We start from the raw sequence: 18,724 nt of genomic DNA on the forward strand, positions 1-18,724 counted from the left end.
GTCTCCTATTCGGTCGTAATCGGACGTGTCATCAATTGTTCGATGGCTTCGGTGATGCTGAGTTTACCTTCGATGATCGCCGAGACGGCGTCCGTGATCGGCATCGCGATGCCGAGTTCTTCCGCCAGCCGCGAAGCGACGGCCGCGGCAAAGGCACCTTCCACCAATTCGCCTTGCAAAGAATCGGCCTTTTCGCCGCGTCCAAGCGCAATGCCGAAGCGCAGGTTGCGCGACTGATGGCTCGTTGCCGTCAGGACAAGATCGCCCAGCCCGGAAAGCCCGCGCACCGTATCTGCCTGCCCGCCCTTGGCAACGACGAGGCGCGACATTTCCGCCAGCCCGCGCGCGATCAGCGCCGCGCGCGCAGAATCGCCGATGCCGCAGCCTTCGACGATACCACAGGCGATCGCCAATACATTCTTCAGCGCACCACCAAGCTGCACGCCGATACGGTCGGACGACGGATAGAGCCGGAAGGTCCTGCCCGAAATCGCCTGCGCCAGCCGCTCGGCAACGGCCACGTCCGATGCCGCAATTACCATAGCGGTCGGCAGTCCTTTGGCGATGTCGGATGCAAAACCCGGCCCCGAAAGCACCGCGACGCGATGCTGCGGCAATTCGCGCTCCAGCATGTCTGTCAACAAGTTGCCGGTCGCCCGCTCGATGCCCTTGGCACAGGTTACGACGATCGCGTCCTTGGCGAGGTAAGGGCCATACTGCCGGGCCGCATCCGCCTGCGCCTGCGACGGCATGGCGAAAAGCACGATATCGGCATCGTCGATCGAATCGGATTCTGCCGAGAATTCCAGTGCTTGCGGCAGCTCAATGCCGGGAAGAACCGCATCGTGCAGCCGTTCGGCTTTCAGGTCGGCCATCAGCGCAGGGTTGCGGCCGACGAGCGTGACCTGGCTGCGGCCGGTGAGCGCAATGACTGCGGCAAGCGCCGTTCCGAAAGCGCCTGCGCCAACGACGGCAATCCGTTCGCTCATGCCTTTGCTCCCCGCTTTCCGTAACTGATCAGCGCTTCCGCATTCGAATCCAACGGCCAGCGCGAGCGCGGCTGCACATCGAGATCATCCGGCGCAACACCTGTCGCCATGCGCTCGAGCCCCGCCCAGGCAATCATCACCGCATTGTCGGTGCACAATCTCAGCGGCGGCGCGATGAAGCGGAAGGCGTATTTATCACAGAGCGCCTGTAGCGTGGCGCGTACTTCGAGGTTGGCGGCGACGCCGCCCGCGACCACCAGGGCCGGCTGCTCGTCCAGATGCGGAAACTCCGCCCTGAATCGCTGTAATCCACGGCCGATGCGATCCTTCAGAGTCCTCGAAATCGCCCTTTGAAATGAAGCGCAGACATCGGCGACATCCTGCTCCGTCAGCGGCGCGATATCCGTCGCGGTCTGCCGGACCGCCGTCTTCAAGCCCGAAAAGGAAAAATCGAGCCGCGTTTCACCGACGAGCGGCCGCGGGAAATCGAAGCGGTCGGGGTTACCCGTCTTCGCTGCCTCCTCCACCTGGGGTCCGCCGGGATAAGGCAGCCCGAGCAGCTTCGCCGTCTTGTCGAACGCCTCGCCCAGCGCATCGTCGATCGTCGTTCCCCAGCGTTCGTATTGGCCAATGCCGCGCACGAGGATGAGCTGCGTATGACCACCCGACACAAGCAGCATCAGATAGGGAAAGGAAAGCCCGTCCGTCAGCCGCGCCGTCAGCGCATGGCCCTCGAGATGGTTCACGGCATAAAGCGGCTTGCCGGCGGCCCTGGCGATCGCCTTGCCGGTCATCAGTCCGACGAGCAGCCCGCCGATCAATCCCGGTCCGGAGGTCACAGCGATCGCATCGACTTCGCAGAGCGACACGTCGGCGCGCTGCAACGCCTCGTCGATCAGCGTATCGAGTGCCTCGACATGGGCACGCGCGGCTATCTCTGGCACCACGCCACCATAGGCGCTATGCTCGTCCAATTGGCTCAAGACGACGTCGGAAAGCACCTTCGAACGCCCGTCCGCATCGCGCTCGACCACAGCCGCGGCAGTCTCGTCGCAGCTTGTTTCGATGCCGAGGATGCGTAGAAAGGGAGCCATGAAGCCTGTCGTTGATTGCGATGGGTGCAAAACCCGGTTACGAGAACTTCCGGTAACAACGGATCGAAGCGGATGCAAACAAAACCTTTCCGGATCGGAACGCGGGGCAGCCCGCTGGCCCTTGCTCAGGCTCGCGAAGCACGCGATCGGCTGATGGCGGCGCACGGAATGGCGGAGGAAATGTTCGAGATCGTTGTGCTGACCACGAAAGGTGACCGCATTACCGACCGTGCGCTTGCCGAGATCGGCGGCAAGGGTCTTTTCACCCAGGAACTGGAAGAAAAGCTTGCAAGCGGCGACCTCGATTTGGCCGTCCATTCCGCAAAGGACATGCCGACGGTGTTGCCGGAAGGGCTTCATCTCTCGGCCTATCTGCCGCGCGAAGACATCCGCGATGCGGTAATCGGCCGCACGGCGCCAAAACTGATCGAGCTGCCGCATGGCGCAACGGTCGGGTCGGCATCGCTGCGCCGCCAGGCTCTGGTCCGCCGCATGCGGCCGGATATCAAAGTGATAACCTTCCGGGGCGCTGTGGAAACCCGCCTGCGCAAGCTGGATGAAGGCCAGGTCGATGCGACGCTATTGGCGCTCGCGGGCCTGAAGCGTCTTGGCAAGGTCGACGTGATTACCGACATCCTCGATCCCGACACCTTCCCGCCGGCTCCCGCGCAAGGCGCGATCTGCATCGAAAGCCGTATTGGCGATCAGCGCACCGACGATCTGCTGGCCACCATCAACGACCCGGCGACCCACGACGCCGTCTCGTGTGAGCGCGCTTTCCTTGCGGCGCTCGACGGCTCCTGCCGCACGCCAATCGGCGGATATGCGATTTGCGAAGGCGATCGGATCAAGTTCTCCGGCCTGATCATCACGCCGGATGGTCGCAACCAGCACTCGGTCACCATCGATGGCAATCGGCGCGATGCCGCAGCGCTTGGCACGCGCGCCGGACAAGACATCCGCGCCCGTGCTGGCAGCAGCTTCTTCGACGACTGGAGCTGACGCCCGATGCGTGTGCTCGTCACCCGGCCGCTGCGTTCGGGGGAGCGAACCGCCAAAAGGTTGCGCGACATGGGGCATGAGCCCGTATTGCTGCCGCTCTCGCAGCCCATGCATGATGGCAAGACCGCTATGGATGCGCTGGCAAGGAGCCACGGCCCTATCGCCATCACGAGCGCGGAAGCTGTCCGTGCGCTCTCCTCGTCAGGAACAGACGTCAAGCCTTATCGCCGCCGGCCGGTGTTCGCCGTTGGCGAAGCGAGCGCAAACGAGGCCAAAGCGGTGGGGTTTGCTTCGGTCTTAGCCTCGGCGGGCGATGGCGCGCGACTGGCGGAGTTGATCGCGGAGCAGACGCAGGAATCCGTCACCTATCTCGCCGGTTCGCCGCGCGCCGAGACGTTCGAGCGCACCGCGCACGCTCTGGGACTGAGGATCGATGTCGTCGAATGTTATCGGATGCATCCGGCAGAACCTGATCCGGTGGCCCTGCAAGAAGCATTGACCCCGCCGCCGGAGGCCATACTCCTTTATTCCCGCCAGACCGCAGAGCGTTTTTTCCGTCTCGCCGAGATCCAATCGGAACCCAGCTGGCTCAATCAGGCCCTCATCCTTTGCCTCAGCACATCCGTTGCCGCGGCAGTCCCGGCTTCACTCGGCAGAAATCTTCGCATCGCAGCATTGCCGAATGAGGGAAGCCTTCTGTCGCTTCTTTGAAGGCCTTACGCGCCCAAATTTGATCTAACCTCTTTCCATAACTGGCATCACTGACTAGTTTCGTTGCGATGCAGGAAAATGAGGTACGCATGGTATCGGGAAATCCGCCACGTCATTCGAAAAACGCCGACGAGCCGGTCACGATCGATCTGGAAGCGCAGGAAATTGCGGCAGCAGCCGATACCGAGAAGAAATTAGAAGCAAACGCCCCTGACGCCGGCACGCCCGACACAGACAATGCGACAACCGGCCTAGAGGCATCCGTCGATCCGGAAAAAGAACCATCGGCTGAGGAGACGGCCGAGCACGCCGCTACCTTTGAGGAGCCCCGTCAGCCGGAAATGGCAACGGACCCCGAGCCGGTCCGGCAAAAGCCGCGCGGCGGAACGACGTCGGGTCTGATCGCCGCCGGTATTTTCGGCGGCCTCGTTGCCCTGCTGGGTGCTGGCGTGATCCAATATGCCGGCTACCTTCCTACGTCTTCCGCGCCTCAGACCGCGCTGGATGAAACGGCCAGCCTTTCGGCTGAAATCGACGGCCTCAAGCAATCGATCGCGAACCTCGCCGCAGCGCCGAACGCCAGCGACGATACGCTCGACAAGCGTGTCGCTGCTCTCGAAACGGCGGCAAAGACGCCTGCCGCGACGGGGCCAGTCGACACCCCGCAGGTCGACGCGCTGAACCAGAAGGTCGCGGATTTGGCCACTCAGCTGGAACAGTTGCGCACATCTCTTTCTCAAACCTCCGAAGAGCGGGCGTCGAGCGGCGCCGACATTATCAAGCGCCTGGAGGAAGCAGAGAAGAAGCTCAACGAACCACGCCAGGATGTTGCCGTTGCGCAGGCGATCGCCGCTGCGGCCCTCAAGGCAGCGATCGACCGCGGCGGACCTTTCATGGCCGAGCTCGATACTTTCGCCGGCGTTTCGCCGGACGACCCCGCCGTCGCCGACCTCCGTAATTTCGCCGAAACCGGCGTACCCTCGCGCGCCGAACTGATCCGCCAGGTTCCCGACGTCGCGACCGCCATCATCCAATCCGTCAACCAAGCGGATCCGAACCAGAGCTGGTCGGACCGGCTGATGGCGAGTGCCAAGTCGCTCGTCACAGTGCGCCCTGTCGGCAACATCGAGGGCGAAAGTGTCGAGGCCATTGCGGCGCGTATGGAAGACAAGGTGAAGAACGGCGACCTGCCGGGCGCTGCCAACGAATGGAACGGCTTGCCCTCGAACGCAAAGCAGGCTTCCGCCGCCTTCAAACAATCATTGAAAGCCCGCATCCGCGTCGAGGAACTGGTGGGTGGTGCGCTCTCCAAGGCCATTTCTGGCGCCGGCAAGGAGGGTTGATCGATGATCCGTCTCGTCCTCTTCGTCATCCTCGTCGTCGTTCTCGGCTACGGCTTCTCCTGGCTTGCCGATCGCCCCGGCGATCTCTCGCTGGTGTGGGAAGGCCGGCTTTATCAGGCAAAGCTGATCGTCGCGGCAAGCGGCCTTATCGCACTGATTGCTGTTGTCATGATCGCCTGGTGGCTGGTCCGCACGGTCTGGACGTCGCCCCATTCCGTGACCCGCTATTTTCGCGCCCGCAAGCGTGATCGCGGCTATCAGTCCCTCTCGACCGGCCTTATCGCCGCCGGCGCCGGCAATGCCCTGCTTGCCCGCAAGATGGCAGCCCGGTCCCGCGGCCTCATCCGCGCCGATCAGGAGCCGCTGATCAACCTGCTCGAAGCACAGGCGGCCCTGATCGAGGGCCGGCATGACGAAGCCCGTGCCAAATTCGAAGCGATGGCCAACGATCCGGAAACGCGTGAACTCGGCCTTCGCGGGCTCTATCTCGAGGCCAAACGCCTCGGCGCCAACGAGGCCGCACGCCAATATGCCGAAAAGGCAGCCGACAACGCACCCTATCTGCCCTGGGCAGCACAGGCGACGCTCGAATACCGCAGCCAGGCCGGCCGCTGGGACGACGCTATCCTGCTTCTTGAGCAACAGAAGGCCGCGCGTGTCGTCGAAAAGCAGGATGCGGAACGCTTGCGCGGTGTTCTGCTGACGGCTCGCGCCGGTGACAAGCTCGAAGGCGATCCGGCCGGTGCGCGCGACGACGCGATGCATGCGCTGAAGCTCATTGCCGATTTCGAACCGGCCGCGATCATTGCCGCCAAGGCGCTTTTCCGTGAGGACAAGCTGCGCAAGGCCGCCTCGATCCTCGAGCAGGCCTGGAAGGCAGGGCCACACCCCGAGATCGGCCGCACCTATGTGCTTGCCCGAAGCGGCGATTCCACCGTCGATCGCCTGAAGCGAGCCGAACGGCTGGAAGCCCTGCGCCCCAACAACGTCGAATCACTGCTCGTGGTCGCACAGGCGGCTCTCGACGCGCAGGATTTCGCCAAGGCCCGGACCAAGGCCGAAGCGGCAGCGCGCATGCAGCCGCGGGAAGCGGCCTTCCTGCTGCTTGCTGATATCGAGGAAGCCGAGACCGGCGACCAGGGCCGTGTACGCCACTGGCTGGCGCAGGCGCTGAAGGCGCCGCGCGATCCGGCCTGGGTGGCCGACGGCTTCGTTTCCGACAAATGGCTTCCCGTCTCACCCGTCACCGGCCGTCTCGACGCCTTCGAATGGAAGGCGCCCTTCGGTCAACTTGAAGGACCGATCGAGGACGGCTCCGCCGTCTCGATCGATACCGCGCTGAAGACCTTGCCGCCCGTTCGCGAGACACGGCCAGAAAGCCCGGCCAACGATCATCGCATCATTGAACTGGAGCGCGCCGCGACGATTGCAGAGGCGGCGCGGCCGGCTCCTGCTGCCGCACCGGAGCCTGGCTTGCCCGCGACGGCCTCCAAACAGCCAGAGCCGGTTGCCGCACAGGCAGAGCCGAAACCCTTTTATGGAATGCCGGACGATCCTGGCGTTCGCAACATGAAGGCGGAACCGGAACCCAAGACACGACTCCGCCTTTTCTGAAATGGAATAAAATCCGCATGTTCGAACGTTTTCAGGCATTCTTCCAAAATCTCACTGCAAACAACCCCAAGAAGGGTTTTAGCCCTGACGATCCCCGCATTGCCGTTGCCGCTCTCTGCATGCAAGTGATGGAAGCGGATGGTAAGATCAAGGACAGCGAAAAGAAGCGGCTCCGCAAACTGCTCAAGGAGCAATACGGCCTTGACGGAAAGCCGCTGGAGGCAGTGATTGCGGCTGGCCAGGAAGCCGAGAGCAGCGCCGTCGACTATTACCGCTTCACCTCCGACCTGAAACGCCATCTCGATACCGAGCAGCGGCTGGAACTCATCGGCATTCTCTGGGACATCGTCTATGCCGACGGCGAACGCAGCGAGATGGAGGACCACGTTATTTGGCGGATCGCCGATCTCTTGGGTGTTTCCTCCCGCGAGCGCATCCAGAAACGTCAGGAGGCAGCCGCACGCGTGACCGATACGGTGGTGGTGCAAGACGATGCCGATTGACCGCCCCATCAAACGCGACAAGCGCCCCATACTGATCATCCTGCACCAGGAACGCTCCAGCCCCGGCCGCGTCGGCCAGCTCCTGGCCGACAAGGGCTATAACCTCGACATCCGCCGCCCGGTTCTGGGCGATAAGCTGCCCACTACGCTGGAGAACCATGCCGGTTCGGTCGTCTTCGGTGGGCCGATGAGTGCAAATGATCCAGACGAATTCATAAAGAGCGAGATCAACTGGCTGGACATTCCACTCAAGGAAAACCGCCCGTTCCTCGGCATCTGCCTTGGAGCGCAGATGCTGGTGCGCCATCTTGGCGGCAAGGTGCAGTCGAATGCCGACGGCTCGACCGAAATCGGCTGGTATCCGCTCCGCCCGACCGAAAAGGGCCGGCTGCTGATGCACTGGCCGAAGATGGTCTACCATTTCCATCGCGAGGGCTTCGATCTGCCACACGGCGCCCATTTGCTTGCGGAAGGCGATACCTATCCCAACCAGGCCTTTCGCTACAACGGCAACGCCTGGGCGCTGCAATTTCACGCAGAGCTCACCCGCGTGATGATGCATCGCTGGGTCGTCCACGGCGCCCACCGCTTCATTCTGCCGAACGCGCAGCAGGGACGGGAACATCTGGAGGGCCGCATGCTCTTCGATGCCCCGCTCAAGGCGTGGCTGACCGAATTTCTCGATATCGTCTTTGAAGGCAAGACGGCAAAGGCCGTACCGGGCTCTATAGCTGCGCTGTCTGCATAGGCGCGCAGCGATCCACTTGAGACCAGGCGCTGCTGCTTCCCCATTGCGCTGCTCGTTATCTGCTGCGAAAAAGCCGGACGCATGAACGGGCGGGTTCGCCAAGCGTGATTCGCCGCGGGTTTTCACGCGGCACTTGCCCGTTTAGCCGCCAATGGATACATGTCTGTCAGCAACGAACTGGAGACCAAGATGATTGCCCTCTTTCAAACCATTGATTTGGCTTTGAATCTTTATACTTGGGTGCTGATTGCGAGTGCCATTTTCTCCTGGCTTTACGCCTTCAACGTCATCAATTCCTCGAACCAGTTCGTCAATTCGGTCGGCATGTTCCTCTATAATGTCACCGAGCCGCTGCTGCGGCCGATTCGCCGGCTGCTGCCGAATCTCGGCGGCATCGACATTTCGCCGATCATTCTGCTGCTGATTATCTTCTTCCTGCGCTCCCTGATGTGGAACACCATCTTCCCGCTGGTGGCGTGAACTCCGCCTGGAAGATATTCGACGATCATATACGCCTCGCCGTTCGGTTGACCCCGAATGGCGGGCGCGACGCGATCGATGGCATCGAGGCCGATGCCGAAGGCGAGTGCCACATTAAGATCCGTGTCGCAGCGATTCCTGAGAAGGGAAAAGCCAACCAGGCGCTGATCGCGCTTCTGTCCAAGGCGCTCGGCATTCCGAAATCCTCGATCCAATTGATGTCAGGCGATGCATCGCGCAAAAAAGTCCTCCGGATCGATGGCGGTCCGGAGGACTTGATGGAAAGGCTCGAAAAGCGTCTGAAGCTATAGCGGCTTACTTCGCCTTCTTGGCACGCTCAACGGCTTCGAGGATCAGCTGACCGGCTTCCTTCGAATCGCCCCAGCCGAAAATCTTCACCCACTTGCCGGGCTCCAGGTCCTTGTAGTGCTCGAAGAAGTGTTCGATCTGCTTCAAGGTAATCTCCGGAAGGTCGGTGTAGTCCCTCACCTTCTCGTAGCGCAGCGTAAGCGCCGGCGACGGGACGGCGATGATCTTCTCGTCCTTGCCCGAATTGTCTTCCATCTTCAAAACGCCGATCGGGCGGACATTGATGACGCAGCCCGGAACCAGCGGACGCGTGCTGGCGATTAGCACATCGATCGGATCGCCGTCTTCCGAAAGCGTATGCGGTACGAACCCGTAGTTGCCCGGATAGGTCATCGGCGTGTAGAGGAAGCGGTCGACGACCAGCGTGCCGGCTTCCTTGTCCATTTCATACTTGATGGGGTGACCGCCGACCGGAACTTCAACGATGACGTTGACATCTTCCGGAGGATTCTTGCCGATGGAAATGGCGTCGATGCGCATACGAAAACTCCCACGAGGTGAATTGTTCGCAGCCAAATAGTCCGTTTCATCCCGCAACGCAACATTGCGTGTTCGCGATGTTGAAGATTCGTCTGCAATATCGAGGAGCAGGGCGCCCATTTTCAGCAGCCGCTTCAAAGCGGTGCAGCGCTGTTTCAAAAGACGGAGGCTGGGCTTTTCAGTTCCAGATGAAGCCGATTTTCTTCAGCTGCCTGTGGTCGAAGCTTTCCATGCCTTCGCAGAAGTCAATGCCGCCATGGCCACGATAGAACTGGCTGGCATTCTCGTTTTCCTCCAGGCACCAGACCACCATTCCCTTGCAGCCGAGTGATTTCAGGAGTTGCCGAGCCTCGCCGAACAGCATGCGCCCAAGACCAATGCCCTGGTACTCAGGACGAAGATAGAGCTCGTAGATCTCGCCTTCCTGCGGCAGCGCTCGGGCCCGATTGAGGCCAAGTGTGGCATAACCTGCGACCGTGCCGGCGACATCGAGAACGAGCAGGGTTGCCGGGCCGCGCGTCGCCTTGCGCCACCAGTTCTCGCCCCGGCGTTCGATCATCTGCGTCAAAGCGCGATGCGGAATGATCCCGGCATAAGTGTGCTGCCAGGCGAGGCGATGCACCTCGGAAATGGCTTGGGCATCATGCGGTTCTGCCCGCCGGACATCGATCGACAACGTCTTCATAACGCTTACTCTGGTCTTCCAGCAGGCAATTAACCATACGCGATGATGCGTTTCGGCCGTTTGCCCACAGACTTAACATGTGGACGATGAGCAAAATTTAACGCTTTTTTAACGATTGTCACAAGACGGAATCAGCGCGCCGCACAACAAAAAACCCCGGCACCAGGCCGGGGTTTGAAATGTCAGCAATTAGAATTGCTTAGGCGTAGCGTGCCTTTTCGAAACGCTTACGCTCGTTCGGGTCGAGATACATCTTGCGCAGACGGATCGACTTCGGCGTCACTTCGACCAGCTCGTCATCCTGGATCCAGGACAGCGCGCGGTCGAGCGTCATGCGGATCGGCGGCGTGAGCTTGACGGCTTCGTCCTTGCCGGCGGCGCGGATGTTCGTCAGCTTCTTGCCCTTCAGCACGTTCACTTCGAGGTCGTTGTCTCTGCTGTGAATGCCGATGATCATACCGGCATAGACCTTTTCGCCGGCATCGATGATCATCGGACCGCGGTCTTCCAGATTGAAGAGAGCATAGGCCACAGCTTCGCCGGAGTCGTTGGCAAGCAACACGCCGTTGACGCGGCCACCGATCTCACCCTTGTACGGCTGATAGTCGTGGAAGAGGCGGTTCATCACGGCCGTGCCGCGCGTATCGGTGAGCAGTTCTGACTGGTAGCCGATCAGGCCGCGGGTCGGTGCGAAGAAGACAAGACGGACGCGGTTGCCGCCCGACGGACGCAGCTCGACCATTTCGGCCTTGCGCTCCGACATCTTCTGCACCACGACGCCCGAATGCTCTTCATCGACGTCGATGACGACTTCTTCGATCGGCTCGAGCATCTCGCCCGTTGCTTCGTCCTTGTGCATGACGACGCGCGGACGCGAAACGGCCAGCTCGAAGCCTTCGCGGCGCATTGTTTCGATCAGAACCGCAAGCTGCAATTCGCCGCGGCCGGATACGAAGAACGAATCCTTTTCGGAGGATTCTTCGATCTTCAGCGCAACGTTGCCTTCAGCTTCCTTGAACAGACGGTCACGGATGACGCGCGAGGTGACCTTGTCGCCTTCTGTGCCGGCATAGGGGCTGTCGTTGACGATGAAGGACATGGTGACCGTCGGCGGATCGATCGGCTGGGCCTGCAGCGGCTCGGTGATCGACGGGTCGCAGAAAGTATCGGCAACCGTGCCCTTAGAGAGGCCGGCAATCGCGATGATATCGCCTGCATGCGCCTCTTCGATCGGCTGACGCTCGATACCGCGGAAAGCGAGGATCTTGGAGATGCGGCCGGTCTCGATCGTCTTGCCGTCGGCATGCAGAACCTTGACCGGCTGGTTCGGCTTGATCGAACCGGAATTGATGCGGCCGGTGATGATACGGCCGAGAAAGGGGTTGGCTTCGAGGATCGTGCCGATCATCGTGAACGGACCTTCGTGAACGGTCGGCTCCGGAACATGCTCGAGCACCAGGTCGAGAAGCGGTGCGAGACCCTGATCCTTCGGACCTTCCGGGTTGACGTTCATCCAGCCGTCACGGCCAGAACCGTAAAGGATCGGGAAGTCGAGCTGTTCGTCGGTCGCGTCGAGGTTTGCAAACAGGTCGAAGACTTCGTTGATCACTTCCTCGTGGCGGCCGTCCGGACGGTCGATCTTGTTGATCGCGACGATGGGACGAAGACCGACCTTCAGCGCCTTGCCGACAACGAACTTCGTCTGCGGCATCGGACCTTCCGAAGCATCGACCAGCACGATCGCGCCGTCCACCATCGAGAGAATGCGCTCAACTTCGCCGCCGAAATCGGCGTGGCCCGGGGTGTCGACGATGTTGATGCGGACACCCTTCCACTCGACCGAGGTCGCCTTGGCGAGAATGGTGATGCCGCGTTCCTTTTCAAGGTCGTTCGAGTCCATCACGCGTTCTGCAACGCGCTGGTTCTCACGAAACGAGCCGGACTGTTTCAAAAGCTCGTCCACCAGGGTCGTTTTGCCATGGTCAACGTGAGCGATAATCGCGATGTTGCGAAGTGCCATATGTTTCAAATCTCTGAGGCTGAGGCGCTACGTTCAAGGGAATGCGCCAATTACGTTTGGCGCGCTCATACAGTGTTTTTCGCGTTTGCGAAAGGGGGAGGGGCGATAGCGGCCACGGGGGGCCTAGCTCACATATTGGGGGTCGATGGCCGTCCGCCAAAGTTCGGTATCGTTTCTGTCCATCAGCCGCACGGTCATCTGCTCGGTCTGCCCGTCGATTTCGACCAGTCCGAAGAACTGAAGGCCCGCAGACGGTGGCAGATTGGAGTCCGCACCGCCAGGCGCGGCCTTGATGAACCGCACGTCTGGGCCGAATGTCATGTCGAGCTCCTGCGCACCGTAGGTCCCGGAATGCAACGGCCCGGAGACGAATTCCCAAAATGGCAAGAAGTCCCGGAATTTCGCCTTGGCCGGATTGTAATAATGCGCCGCAGTGTAGTGGACGTCAGCCGTCAGCCAGACGATGTTCGAAATCGCCGCGTCGCGGATGAAGCGCAGCAGATCAGCAAATTCCAACTCTCGCCCGAGCGGCGCTCCATTGTCGCCGTTAGAGAAGGACTTGCTGCCTCGGCGCTTTCCATAATCATCCCAGATGACGAGTCCGACCGGCATATCGCAGGCAATCACCTTCCATGTTGCCGTCGAGCGAACCAGTTCGCGCTTCAACCATGCGACCTGCCCTTCGCCAAGGATGCGGGACTTCGCCGTCAGGACCTGATCCAGGCCATGGTCGTTCGGCCCCCGATAGGATCGCAGATCGACGAAGAAGATATCGAGCAGCGGACCATATGAGACTTTCCGGTAGACGCGCCCTGGTTCGGCGGCAATGTAGCGGATGGGCGTCATCTCATGGAAGGCGCGGCTTGCCCGAGTTGCCAGCGTCAAAACGGACTTTTCCTTGTACCGATCATTGCCGCGAAGGTCGGTCGAAGGCGACCAGTTGTTTAAAACCTCGTGGTCGTCCCATTGATAGAAGACCGGACAGACTGCATTCAGCTCCTTCACATGTTCGTCGAGCAGATTGTATTTCCACTGTCCGCGAAACTGAGCAAGCGTTTGCGCGATGTCGCGCTTCTCCTCGGTCACGATCCTGTTCTTCCAGAGTCCGCCGTCACGCAACCGGATCTCGTCCGGCATTGGATTGTCGGCATAGATCGTATCGCCGGAATGGATCATGAAATCGGGGCGATGATAGGCGATGGTCTGATAGGTGCGCATACCCTCGTCGTCGATCCCCCATCCCTGCCCCGCCGTATCGCCTGACCATGCAAAGCGGATCGTCCGCCCGTTGGAAGGCGCGGTGCGGAACTGGCCGTGAATTCGTTCGGAGACGCTGTTGACGTCCTGCAGGTCGGCGGCCACAAACCTGTAGAAGATGTCATGGTCCGAGGGCAGATCCCGCAGCAGCAGCTTACCCGCAAGATCGGTCTCCGGTGTGACGTCGATCGGGGCCAACCTGACGGCATTGGCGAATTTGTCGCTCGTCGAATATTCGACGAAGAGCCGCGATGGCCGGTCGACACGCGTCCATATCATGCCTGAGGTTGCGTCTACATCACCGGATTGAACGCCTGACGTGAAGATGGGGCGGCTCGAAGATCCTCGCGCGTAATATGGCATCACGAGGCTGGCTGCCGCAAAGCCGCCGACTGCGCCGATCGAAGAAAGGAAGCGGCGGCGCGTCGTGTCCGTCAGTTTCATGCCATGGCTCATTCGGCTTGCTTCGAGAGCGGGATCGAATCTCTCGCAACAAGCCTAGAGCGGCCGTCATGTCAGTCTCTTGAAGATGACATGACGGTTTTCCGAAACTTCGGCGACAATTTTGTTAAGGACCGCCTTACGCGTCGCTGCCCGAAAGCTCTTCGAACGTGGCAAGGCCCTTCTTGACGAGCATTGCCTCGGGGCTCGGCAACTTGCCGCGGAATCCCTTATAGGCGTCTTCCGGATCGATCGAGCCGCCGCTAGAATAGATGTTGTCCTTGAGCTTTTGCGCCATCTCACTGTTGAAGGCGTCGCCGGTTTCCTCGAAAGCGGCGAAAGCATCTGCATCGAGCACTTCCGACCACATATAGGAATAGTAGCCTGCCGAATAACCGCCGGAGAAGATGTGCTGGAAGTGCGGCGAGGCATGGCGCATCACGAGCGACTTCGGCATCCCGAGTTCGGCGAGCACCTGATTTTGCACCGCCATCGGGTCTTCCACAAAGTCGCGCGTATGAAACTCCATATCGACAATCGCCGAGGAGGTGAACTCGACCGTGTTGAACCCGGCATTGAAGGTGCGGGCCGCAAGCACCTTGTCGAGCAGCTCCTGCGGCATAGGTTCGCCGGTTTCGAAATGCACGGCATATCGCTTGAGAATTGCGGGAACTGTCAGCCAGTGCTCGTAAAGCTGAGATGGCAGTTCCACGAAGTCGCGCGAAACGGCGGTGCCCGACACAGTGGGATAGGTCACGTTCGAAAGCATGCCATGCAGCGCATGGCCGAATTCGTGGAAGAGTGTGCGCGCATCGTCCAGCGAAAGCAGTGCCGGCCTGCCCTCGGCCGGTTTTGCGAAGTTGCACACGTTGTAGATGATCGGCAGTTCGCCCTGATGCCCATTCTTCATTGGGAGTTTATGCTGGGATTGGAACGCGCTCATCCAGGCGCCGGAGCGCTTGGAACTGCGGGCAAAATAATCCCCCAGGAAAAGCGCAACCAGCTTGTCTTCGCGATCGCGAATTTCAAAGACGCGCACATCCGGGTGATAGGCGACAATCTCCTTCTTCTCGACGGCACGAATACCGAAGAGTCGGCCGGCGACGTCAAAGCAGGCATCGATGATTTTTTCGAGCTGCAGATAGGGCTTCAGTTCGGCTTCGGAAAAATTGTACCTCTGCGCCCTGATCTTTTCGGCATAGTAGCGCCAATCCCAGGGCATGACCTCATGGTTCTTGCCGTCCTCGGCAATCAGCCTTGCGATATCCGCCTCTTCGTCAAGCGCCCGTTTGACGGCTCTTGCCCAGACGGCGCGCAGCAGATGGTTTACGGCGGCTGGCGTCTTTGCCATCGTGTTGTCGAGCTTCAGTTCCGCAAAATTGCCATATCCGAGAAGCTTCGCGACTTCGCCGCGAAGGGTCAGCGTCTCGCGGATGATACCGCGATTATCCGTCTCGCCCCCGTTCTCGCCGCGTGCGACCCATGCCTTGAAGGCCTGCTCGCGCAGATCGCGCCGTTCGCAAAAGGTCAGGAACGGTTCGATGATCGAGCGCGACAGGGTGACCGCAAACTTTCCCTCGTCGCCGCGCTCGCGCGCTGCCGCCGCCATGGCCTCCTTCAGGAACTCCGGAAGGCCTGCAAGCTCGGGTCCTTCGCAGAGGATCAGCGACCAGTTCTTTTCGTCGGCCAGCACGTTCTGTCCGAACTGCGTGCTCAAGCCTGCAAGCTTTTCGTCGATTGCCGCAAGCGTCTCCTGCTCGGCCTTCGCCAGCTTGGCGCCGGATTTTACAAAGCTCTTCCAGTGACGCTCCAGCACACGTGTCTGCTCAAGTGTCAGTCCGAGACTTTCCCTATCCTCCCAGAGCATATCGATACGTGCAAAAAGCGCAGCGTTCATTCCGATCTTGGAATAGTGGCGCGACATTTTTGGCGATATATCGCGCTCCAGTGCCTGGATCGTATCGTTCGTGTGGGCCCCCGCCCGGTTCCAGAACAGCGCCGAGACACGCGAAAGCTCATCGCCTGCAATCTCCAGGGCGACGATCGTATTCTCGAATGTGGGCTCTTCCACGTTTGCGGCGATCGCGTCGATCTCCACTTCATGAGATGCGAGAGCGGCATCGAAGGCAGCGGCGAAATCACCGTCGTTCAGCGCCTCGAAGCGAGGCAGGCCATGAAGCCCGTTCCAGTTGACAAGTGCTGGATTGAACTCTTGTGTGGAAGGCATGCTGACGTCCTTTATGCAGAGGCTGGAAACGGCAATATAGGCAAGGCATCGACGCATTGGTATGCCGCTTGCGAGATTCGCTTTTGCCTGCCCTTGCAAGTTTTGACGGGCAAGAATTGATACATAAAAATTAACCAATCGTTAACGATTGACGCGACTCGCGCGCTGACGCTAGTTTCGAGCCACTCTTTCCTTAAGGGGACATGCGCCATGGAAATTTTTTCTGTGCGGTCTTCTCAGAGTTTGCTTTTTAAAAACAGCCAGAACAACGCAAAAAGTTCGAAGACCGAAGATATTGGAATCGACGCCGGAGCGGCAGCTTCAGCGATATTCAAGGTCGAAGACAATCGTGTCGAAGGGCCGGATTTCGCTGCCATGAGCCCGAGCGAGCTGCGCAGCCATGCGCGCCAAAGCTACGACAACGGCGGGATCGACCAGGACACGTTTGCGGCGATTTCCGAGCCGTTGCCGATGCATGCCATCGATGTGCAGGGCAATGTCATCGATCTGACCGGGATCACCGACGGCACGCTGTTCAATTTCCGCGACTATTATGAAAACCAGCTGCAGATCGCCATGTCGATCGGCGATTCCGACAGCGTAAAGACGCTGAAATCGATCGTGAATTTCCTGAATGGGTAGGCGCCGTCAGGCCTTGCGCCATCCAAGCAGGCCGGGCGTTGCGTGCCACAGTGCTTGGGCTGCAAATCCCATGAAGAGCACGCCGGAGCAGCGGACGATCAGCCGCTCATGCGCGCGGTAGAAACGCCGCACGGCGCCTGCGCCTATAATGGCGACAAGAATGAGATCGGCAGTCACGAAGCCTAGGAAGGATACGCTGAGAAGCAGCGGCAAAGCCTCGAAATCGAGCGCGCCGGCCGAACCGGCAACCAATGCCGTGAAGGTCGCTAGCGCCACCGGGTAGCCTTTCGGATTGGTCACGCCGAAAATCAGCCCGCGGCGAAAGGGCCGCTTCACTGTCACCAGGGCCTTCCCGTCGCCTTTCGGCTTGGCCGTTACCGCCCTCCAGCCGATCCAAGCGAGATAGAACCCGCAAAGCAATCCGAGCAGATCGAAGACGAAGGTGCCTATCGTTCTCGCGCCGACGATCGCAACCAGCGCCAGCGCCGACCAGAGAATATCACCGACAAGATGCCCCATCATGAAGAAGGCGCCAGCCTTTCGCCCCTGCCCGGCGCCGATGCCGAGAAGCTGAAGGAACGCAGGGCCTGGAATGAGCACATAAAAGAGAGCCGCCAGAAAGGCGCCGACGAGCAGGGATTGCGTCATGGCAAAAGCTCCGAAGGAACAAAGCCGCAGACTATGCTAACCCGGCAATCCGTCAAGCGTCGCAAAAACCCAAAGAAGAGGCCCGCACGGCCTTGCCGGCGGGCCTCTTCTCAAGCGTATTGTGACACGCTTAACGCTTGAGGTTGCGCTTGGCGAGTGTGCGCAGGCGCAGTGCGTTCAGCTTGATGAAGCCCGCGGCATCCTTCTGGTCGTAGGCACCCTGGTCGTCCTCGAAGGTGACCAGCTTGTCGGAATAAAGCGACTTCGGGCTCTCGCGACCGATGACCATGACATTGCCCTTGTAGAGCTTCAGCGTCACTTCGCCTTCGACATGCTCCTGGCTCTTGTCGATCAGCGCCTGCAGCATTTCCCGCTCCGGCGAGAACCAGAAGCCATAATAGATCAGCTCTGCGTAACGCGGCATCATCTCATCCTTGAGGTGTGCTGCACCGCGGTCGAGCGTGATCGATTCGATCGCGCGATGCGCCGAAAGCAGGATCGTGCCGCCAGGCGTCTCATAGACGCCGCGCGACTTCATGCCGACGAAACGGTTTTCGACAAGGTCCAGACGGCCGATGCCGTTGTCACGGCCATAGCTGTTGAGCGTGGCGAGCAGTGTCGCCGGGCTCATGCTAACGCCGTTGATCGAAACCGCGTCGCCCTTCTCGAACCCGACCTTGATGACGGTTGCCTTGTCGGGCGCGGTTTCCGGAGAGATCGTGCGCATATGCACGTATTCAGGGGCTTCCTGCGCCGGATCCTCAAGAACCTTGCCCTCGGAGGACGAGTGCAGCAGGTTGGCGTCGACGGAGAAGGGCGCTTCGCCCTTCTTGTCCTTGGCAACCGGGATCTGGTGCTGTTCGGCAAATGCCAGCAGCTCGGTGCGACTCTTGAACGCCCAGTCGCGCCACGGCGCGATGATCTTGATATCCGGGTTCAGCGCGTAGGCGGAAAGCTCGAAGCGGACCTGGTCGTTGCCCTTGCCGGTCGCGCCATGGGCAATCGCGTCGGCGCCCGTCTTGCGGGCGATATCGATCAGGTGCTTGGAAATCAGCGGACGGGCGATCGAGGTGCCAAGCAGATAGACGCCCTCATAGACGGCATTGGCGCGGAACATCGGGAAGACGAAGTCCTTTACGAACTCTTCGCGCACGTCCTCGACGTAGATTTCCTTGATGCCGAGCATCTCGGCCTTCTTGCGCGCCGGTTCGAGCTCTTCACCCTGCCCAAGGTCGGCCGTGAAAGTCACGACTTCGGCGCCGAGCTCGGTCTGCAGCCACTTCAGTATGATTGAGGTATCGAGACCGCCGGAATAGGCGAGCACGACTTTTTTCACGTCTTTGTTAGATGCCATGATGATGAGGTCCGTTGCATATGGGCGGCAAAGCCCGGTGTCGCGGGCACTTTTAGCGAGATTGTCGCGTGACGCAAGGGCAAGGATTTTCCGGGCAGAGCACGCCTGATGTTTGAC

18 protein-coding genes are annotated in these 18,724 nt (G+C 60.3%); 9 read left to right on the plus strand and 9 right to left on the minus strand.

What is annotated here, in order from left to right; genetic code table 11:
• Positions 1-5 precede the first annotated feature (5 nt).
• Positions 6-989 carry an NAD(P)H-dependent glycerol-3-phosphate dehydrogenase gene (locus ACW4PC_RS12770; RefSeq protein ID WP_455874046.1) on the minus strand — a complete coding sequence of 328 codons (984 nt, stop codon included), beginning with the start codon at positions 987-989 and terminating at the stop codon, positions 6-8.
• Positions 986-2,083 carry a tRNA (adenosine(37)-N6)-threonylcarbamoyltransferase complex transferase subunit TsaD gene (gene tsaD, locus ACW4PC_RS12775; RefSeq protein ID WP_455874047.1) on the minus strand — a complete coding sequence of 366 codons (1,098 nt, stop codon included), beginning with the start codon at positions 2,081-2,083 and terminating at the stop codon, positions 986-988. The genes ACW4PC_RS12770 and tsaD overlap by 4 nt, the downstream gene beginning before the upstream one ends.
• Positions 2,084-2,155: 72 nt before the next feature.
• On the opposite strand from tsaD, the gene hemC reads away from it, so the two are divergent.
• The 8 genes from hemC (at position 2,156) to ACW4PC_RS12815 (ending at position 8,795) form a co-directional block, all read left to right on the plus strand.
• Complete coding sequence (hemC, locus tag ACW4PC_RS12780) at positions 2,156-3,085, plus strand: hydroxymethylbilane synthase (RefSeq protein ID WP_455874048.1); 930 nt, start codon at positions 2,156-2,158, stop codon at positions 3,083-3,085.
• 6 nt (positions 3,086-3,091) lie between these two features.
• Complete coding sequence (locus tag ACW4PC_RS12785) at positions 3,092-3,796, plus strand: uroporphyrinogen-III synthase (protein WP_455874049.1); 705 nt, start codon at positions 3,092-3,094, stop codon at positions 3,794-3,796.
• Between the two features lie 68 nt (positions 3,797-3,864).
• Positions 3,865-5,139 carry a COG4223 family protein gene (locus ACW4PC_RS12790; RefSeq protein ID WP_455874050.1) on the plus strand — a complete coding sequence of 425 codons (1,275 nt, stop codon included), beginning with the start codon at positions 3,865-3,867 and terminating at the stop codon, positions 5,137-5,139.
• A gap of 3 nt (positions 5,140-5,142) precedes the next feature.
• Positions 5,143-6,753, plus strand: coding sequence for a heme biosynthesis HemY N-terminal domain-containing protein (locus tag ACW4PC_RS12795; RefSeq protein ID WP_455874051.1), 1,611 nt, complete (start codon positions 5,143-5,145; stop codon positions 6,751-6,753).
• Positions 6,754-6,770: 17 nt separating this feature from the next.
• Complete coding sequence (locus ACW4PC_RS12800) at positions 6,771-7,256, plus strand: tellurite resistance TerB family protein (RefSeq protein ID WP_074069929.1); 486 nt, start codon at positions 6,771-6,773, stop codon at positions 7,254-7,256.
• Positions 7,246-8,004: a glutamine amidotransferase gene (locus ACW4PC_RS12805; RefSeq protein WP_074069930.1), complete on the plus strand. Its 759-nt coding sequence runs from the start codon at positions 7,246-7,248 to the stop codon at positions 8,002-8,004. Before ACW4PC_RS12800 ends, ACW4PC_RS12805 begins: the two co-directional genes overlap by 11 nt.
• Before the next feature lie 189 nt (positions 8,005-8,193).
• Entirely contained in the window at positions 8,194-8,484 is a 291-nt protein-coding gene (locus tag ACW4PC_RS12810; protein WP_028739981.1) for a YggT family protein, read from the plus strand.
• The gene (locus tag ACW4PC_RS12815) at positions 8,481-8,795 is read left to right on the plus strand and encodes a DUF167 domain-containing protein (RefSeq protein WP_455874052.1); all 315 of its coding nucleotides are present in this window, start codon (positions 8,481-8,483) and stop codon (positions 8,793-8,795) included. Before ACW4PC_RS12810 ends, ACW4PC_RS12815 begins: the two co-directional genes overlap by 4 nt.
• A 4-nt stretch (positions 8,796-8,799) precedes the next feature.
• On the opposite strand, the gene ppa is transcribed toward ACW4PC_RS12815, so the two are convergent.
• The 5 genes from ppa to ACW4PC_RS12840 form a co-directional block, all read right to left on the minus strand.
• Positions 8,800-9,333, minus strand: a complete 534-nt coding sequence (gene ppa / locus ACW4PC_RS12820; protein WP_022717389.1) for an inorganic diphosphatase — start codon at positions 9,331-9,333, stop codon at positions 8,800-8,802.
• Between the two features lie 178 nt (positions 9,334-9,511).
• Complete coding sequence (locus ACW4PC_RS12825) at positions 9,512-10,018, minus strand: N-acetyltransferase family protein (protein WP_455874053.1); 507 nt, start codon at positions 10,016-10,018, stop codon at positions 9,512-9,514.
• A gap of 199 nt (positions 10,019-10,217) precedes the next feature.
• Positions 10,218-12,038, minus strand: coding sequence for a translational GTPase TypA (gene typA / locus ACW4PC_RS12830; protein WP_022717387.1), 1,821 nt, complete (start codon positions 12,036-12,038; stop codon positions 10,218-10,220).
• Between the two features lie 123 nt (positions 12,039-12,161).
• The gene (locus tag ACW4PC_RS12835; protein WP_455874054.1) at positions 12,162-13,739 is read right to left on the minus strand and encodes an alkaline phosphatase D family protein; all 1,578 of its coding nucleotides are present in this window, start codon (positions 13,737-13,739) and stop codon (positions 12,162-12,164) included.
• Positions 13,740-13,875: 136 nt separating this feature from the next.
• Positions 13,876-15,963: a M3 family metallopeptidase gene (locus tag ACW4PC_RS12840; protein WP_455874055.1), complete on the minus strand. Its 2,088-nt coding sequence runs from the start codon at positions 15,961-15,963 to the stop codon at positions 13,876-13,878.
• Between the two features lie 210 nt (positions 15,964-16,173).
• On the opposite strand from ACW4PC_RS12840, the gene ACW4PC_RS12845 reads away from it, so the two are divergent.
• Positions 16,174-16,605 carry a hypothetical protein gene (locus ACW4PC_RS12845; RefSeq protein WP_455874056.1) on the plus strand — a complete coding sequence of 144 codons (432 nt, stop codon included), beginning with the start codon at positions 16,174-16,176 and terminating at the stop codon, positions 16,603-16,605.
• A 6-nt stretch (positions 16,606-16,611) separates the two neighbouring features.
• On the opposite strand, the gene ACW4PC_RS12850 is transcribed toward ACW4PC_RS12845, so the two are convergent.
• Both ACW4PC_RS12850 and ACW4PC_RS12855 read right to left on the minus strand, forming a co-directional pair.
• Positions 16,612-17,253 (minus strand): LysE family translocator, encoded by a 642-nt coding sequence (locus ACW4PC_RS12850; RefSeq protein WP_455874057.1) that lies wholly within the window; start codon positions 17,251-17,253, stop codon positions 16,612-16,614.
• Between the two features lie 130 nt (positions 17,254-17,383).
• Positions 17,384-18,607 (minus strand): argininosuccinate synthase, encoded by a 1,224-nt coding sequence (locus ACW4PC_RS12855; protein WP_455874058.1) that lies wholly within the window; start codon positions 18,605-18,607, stop codon positions 17,384-17,386.
• Positions 18,608-18,724: the final 117 nt, after the last annotated feature.

The sequence above is a fragment of the Rhizobium yanglingense genome, from assembly GCF_977109285.1.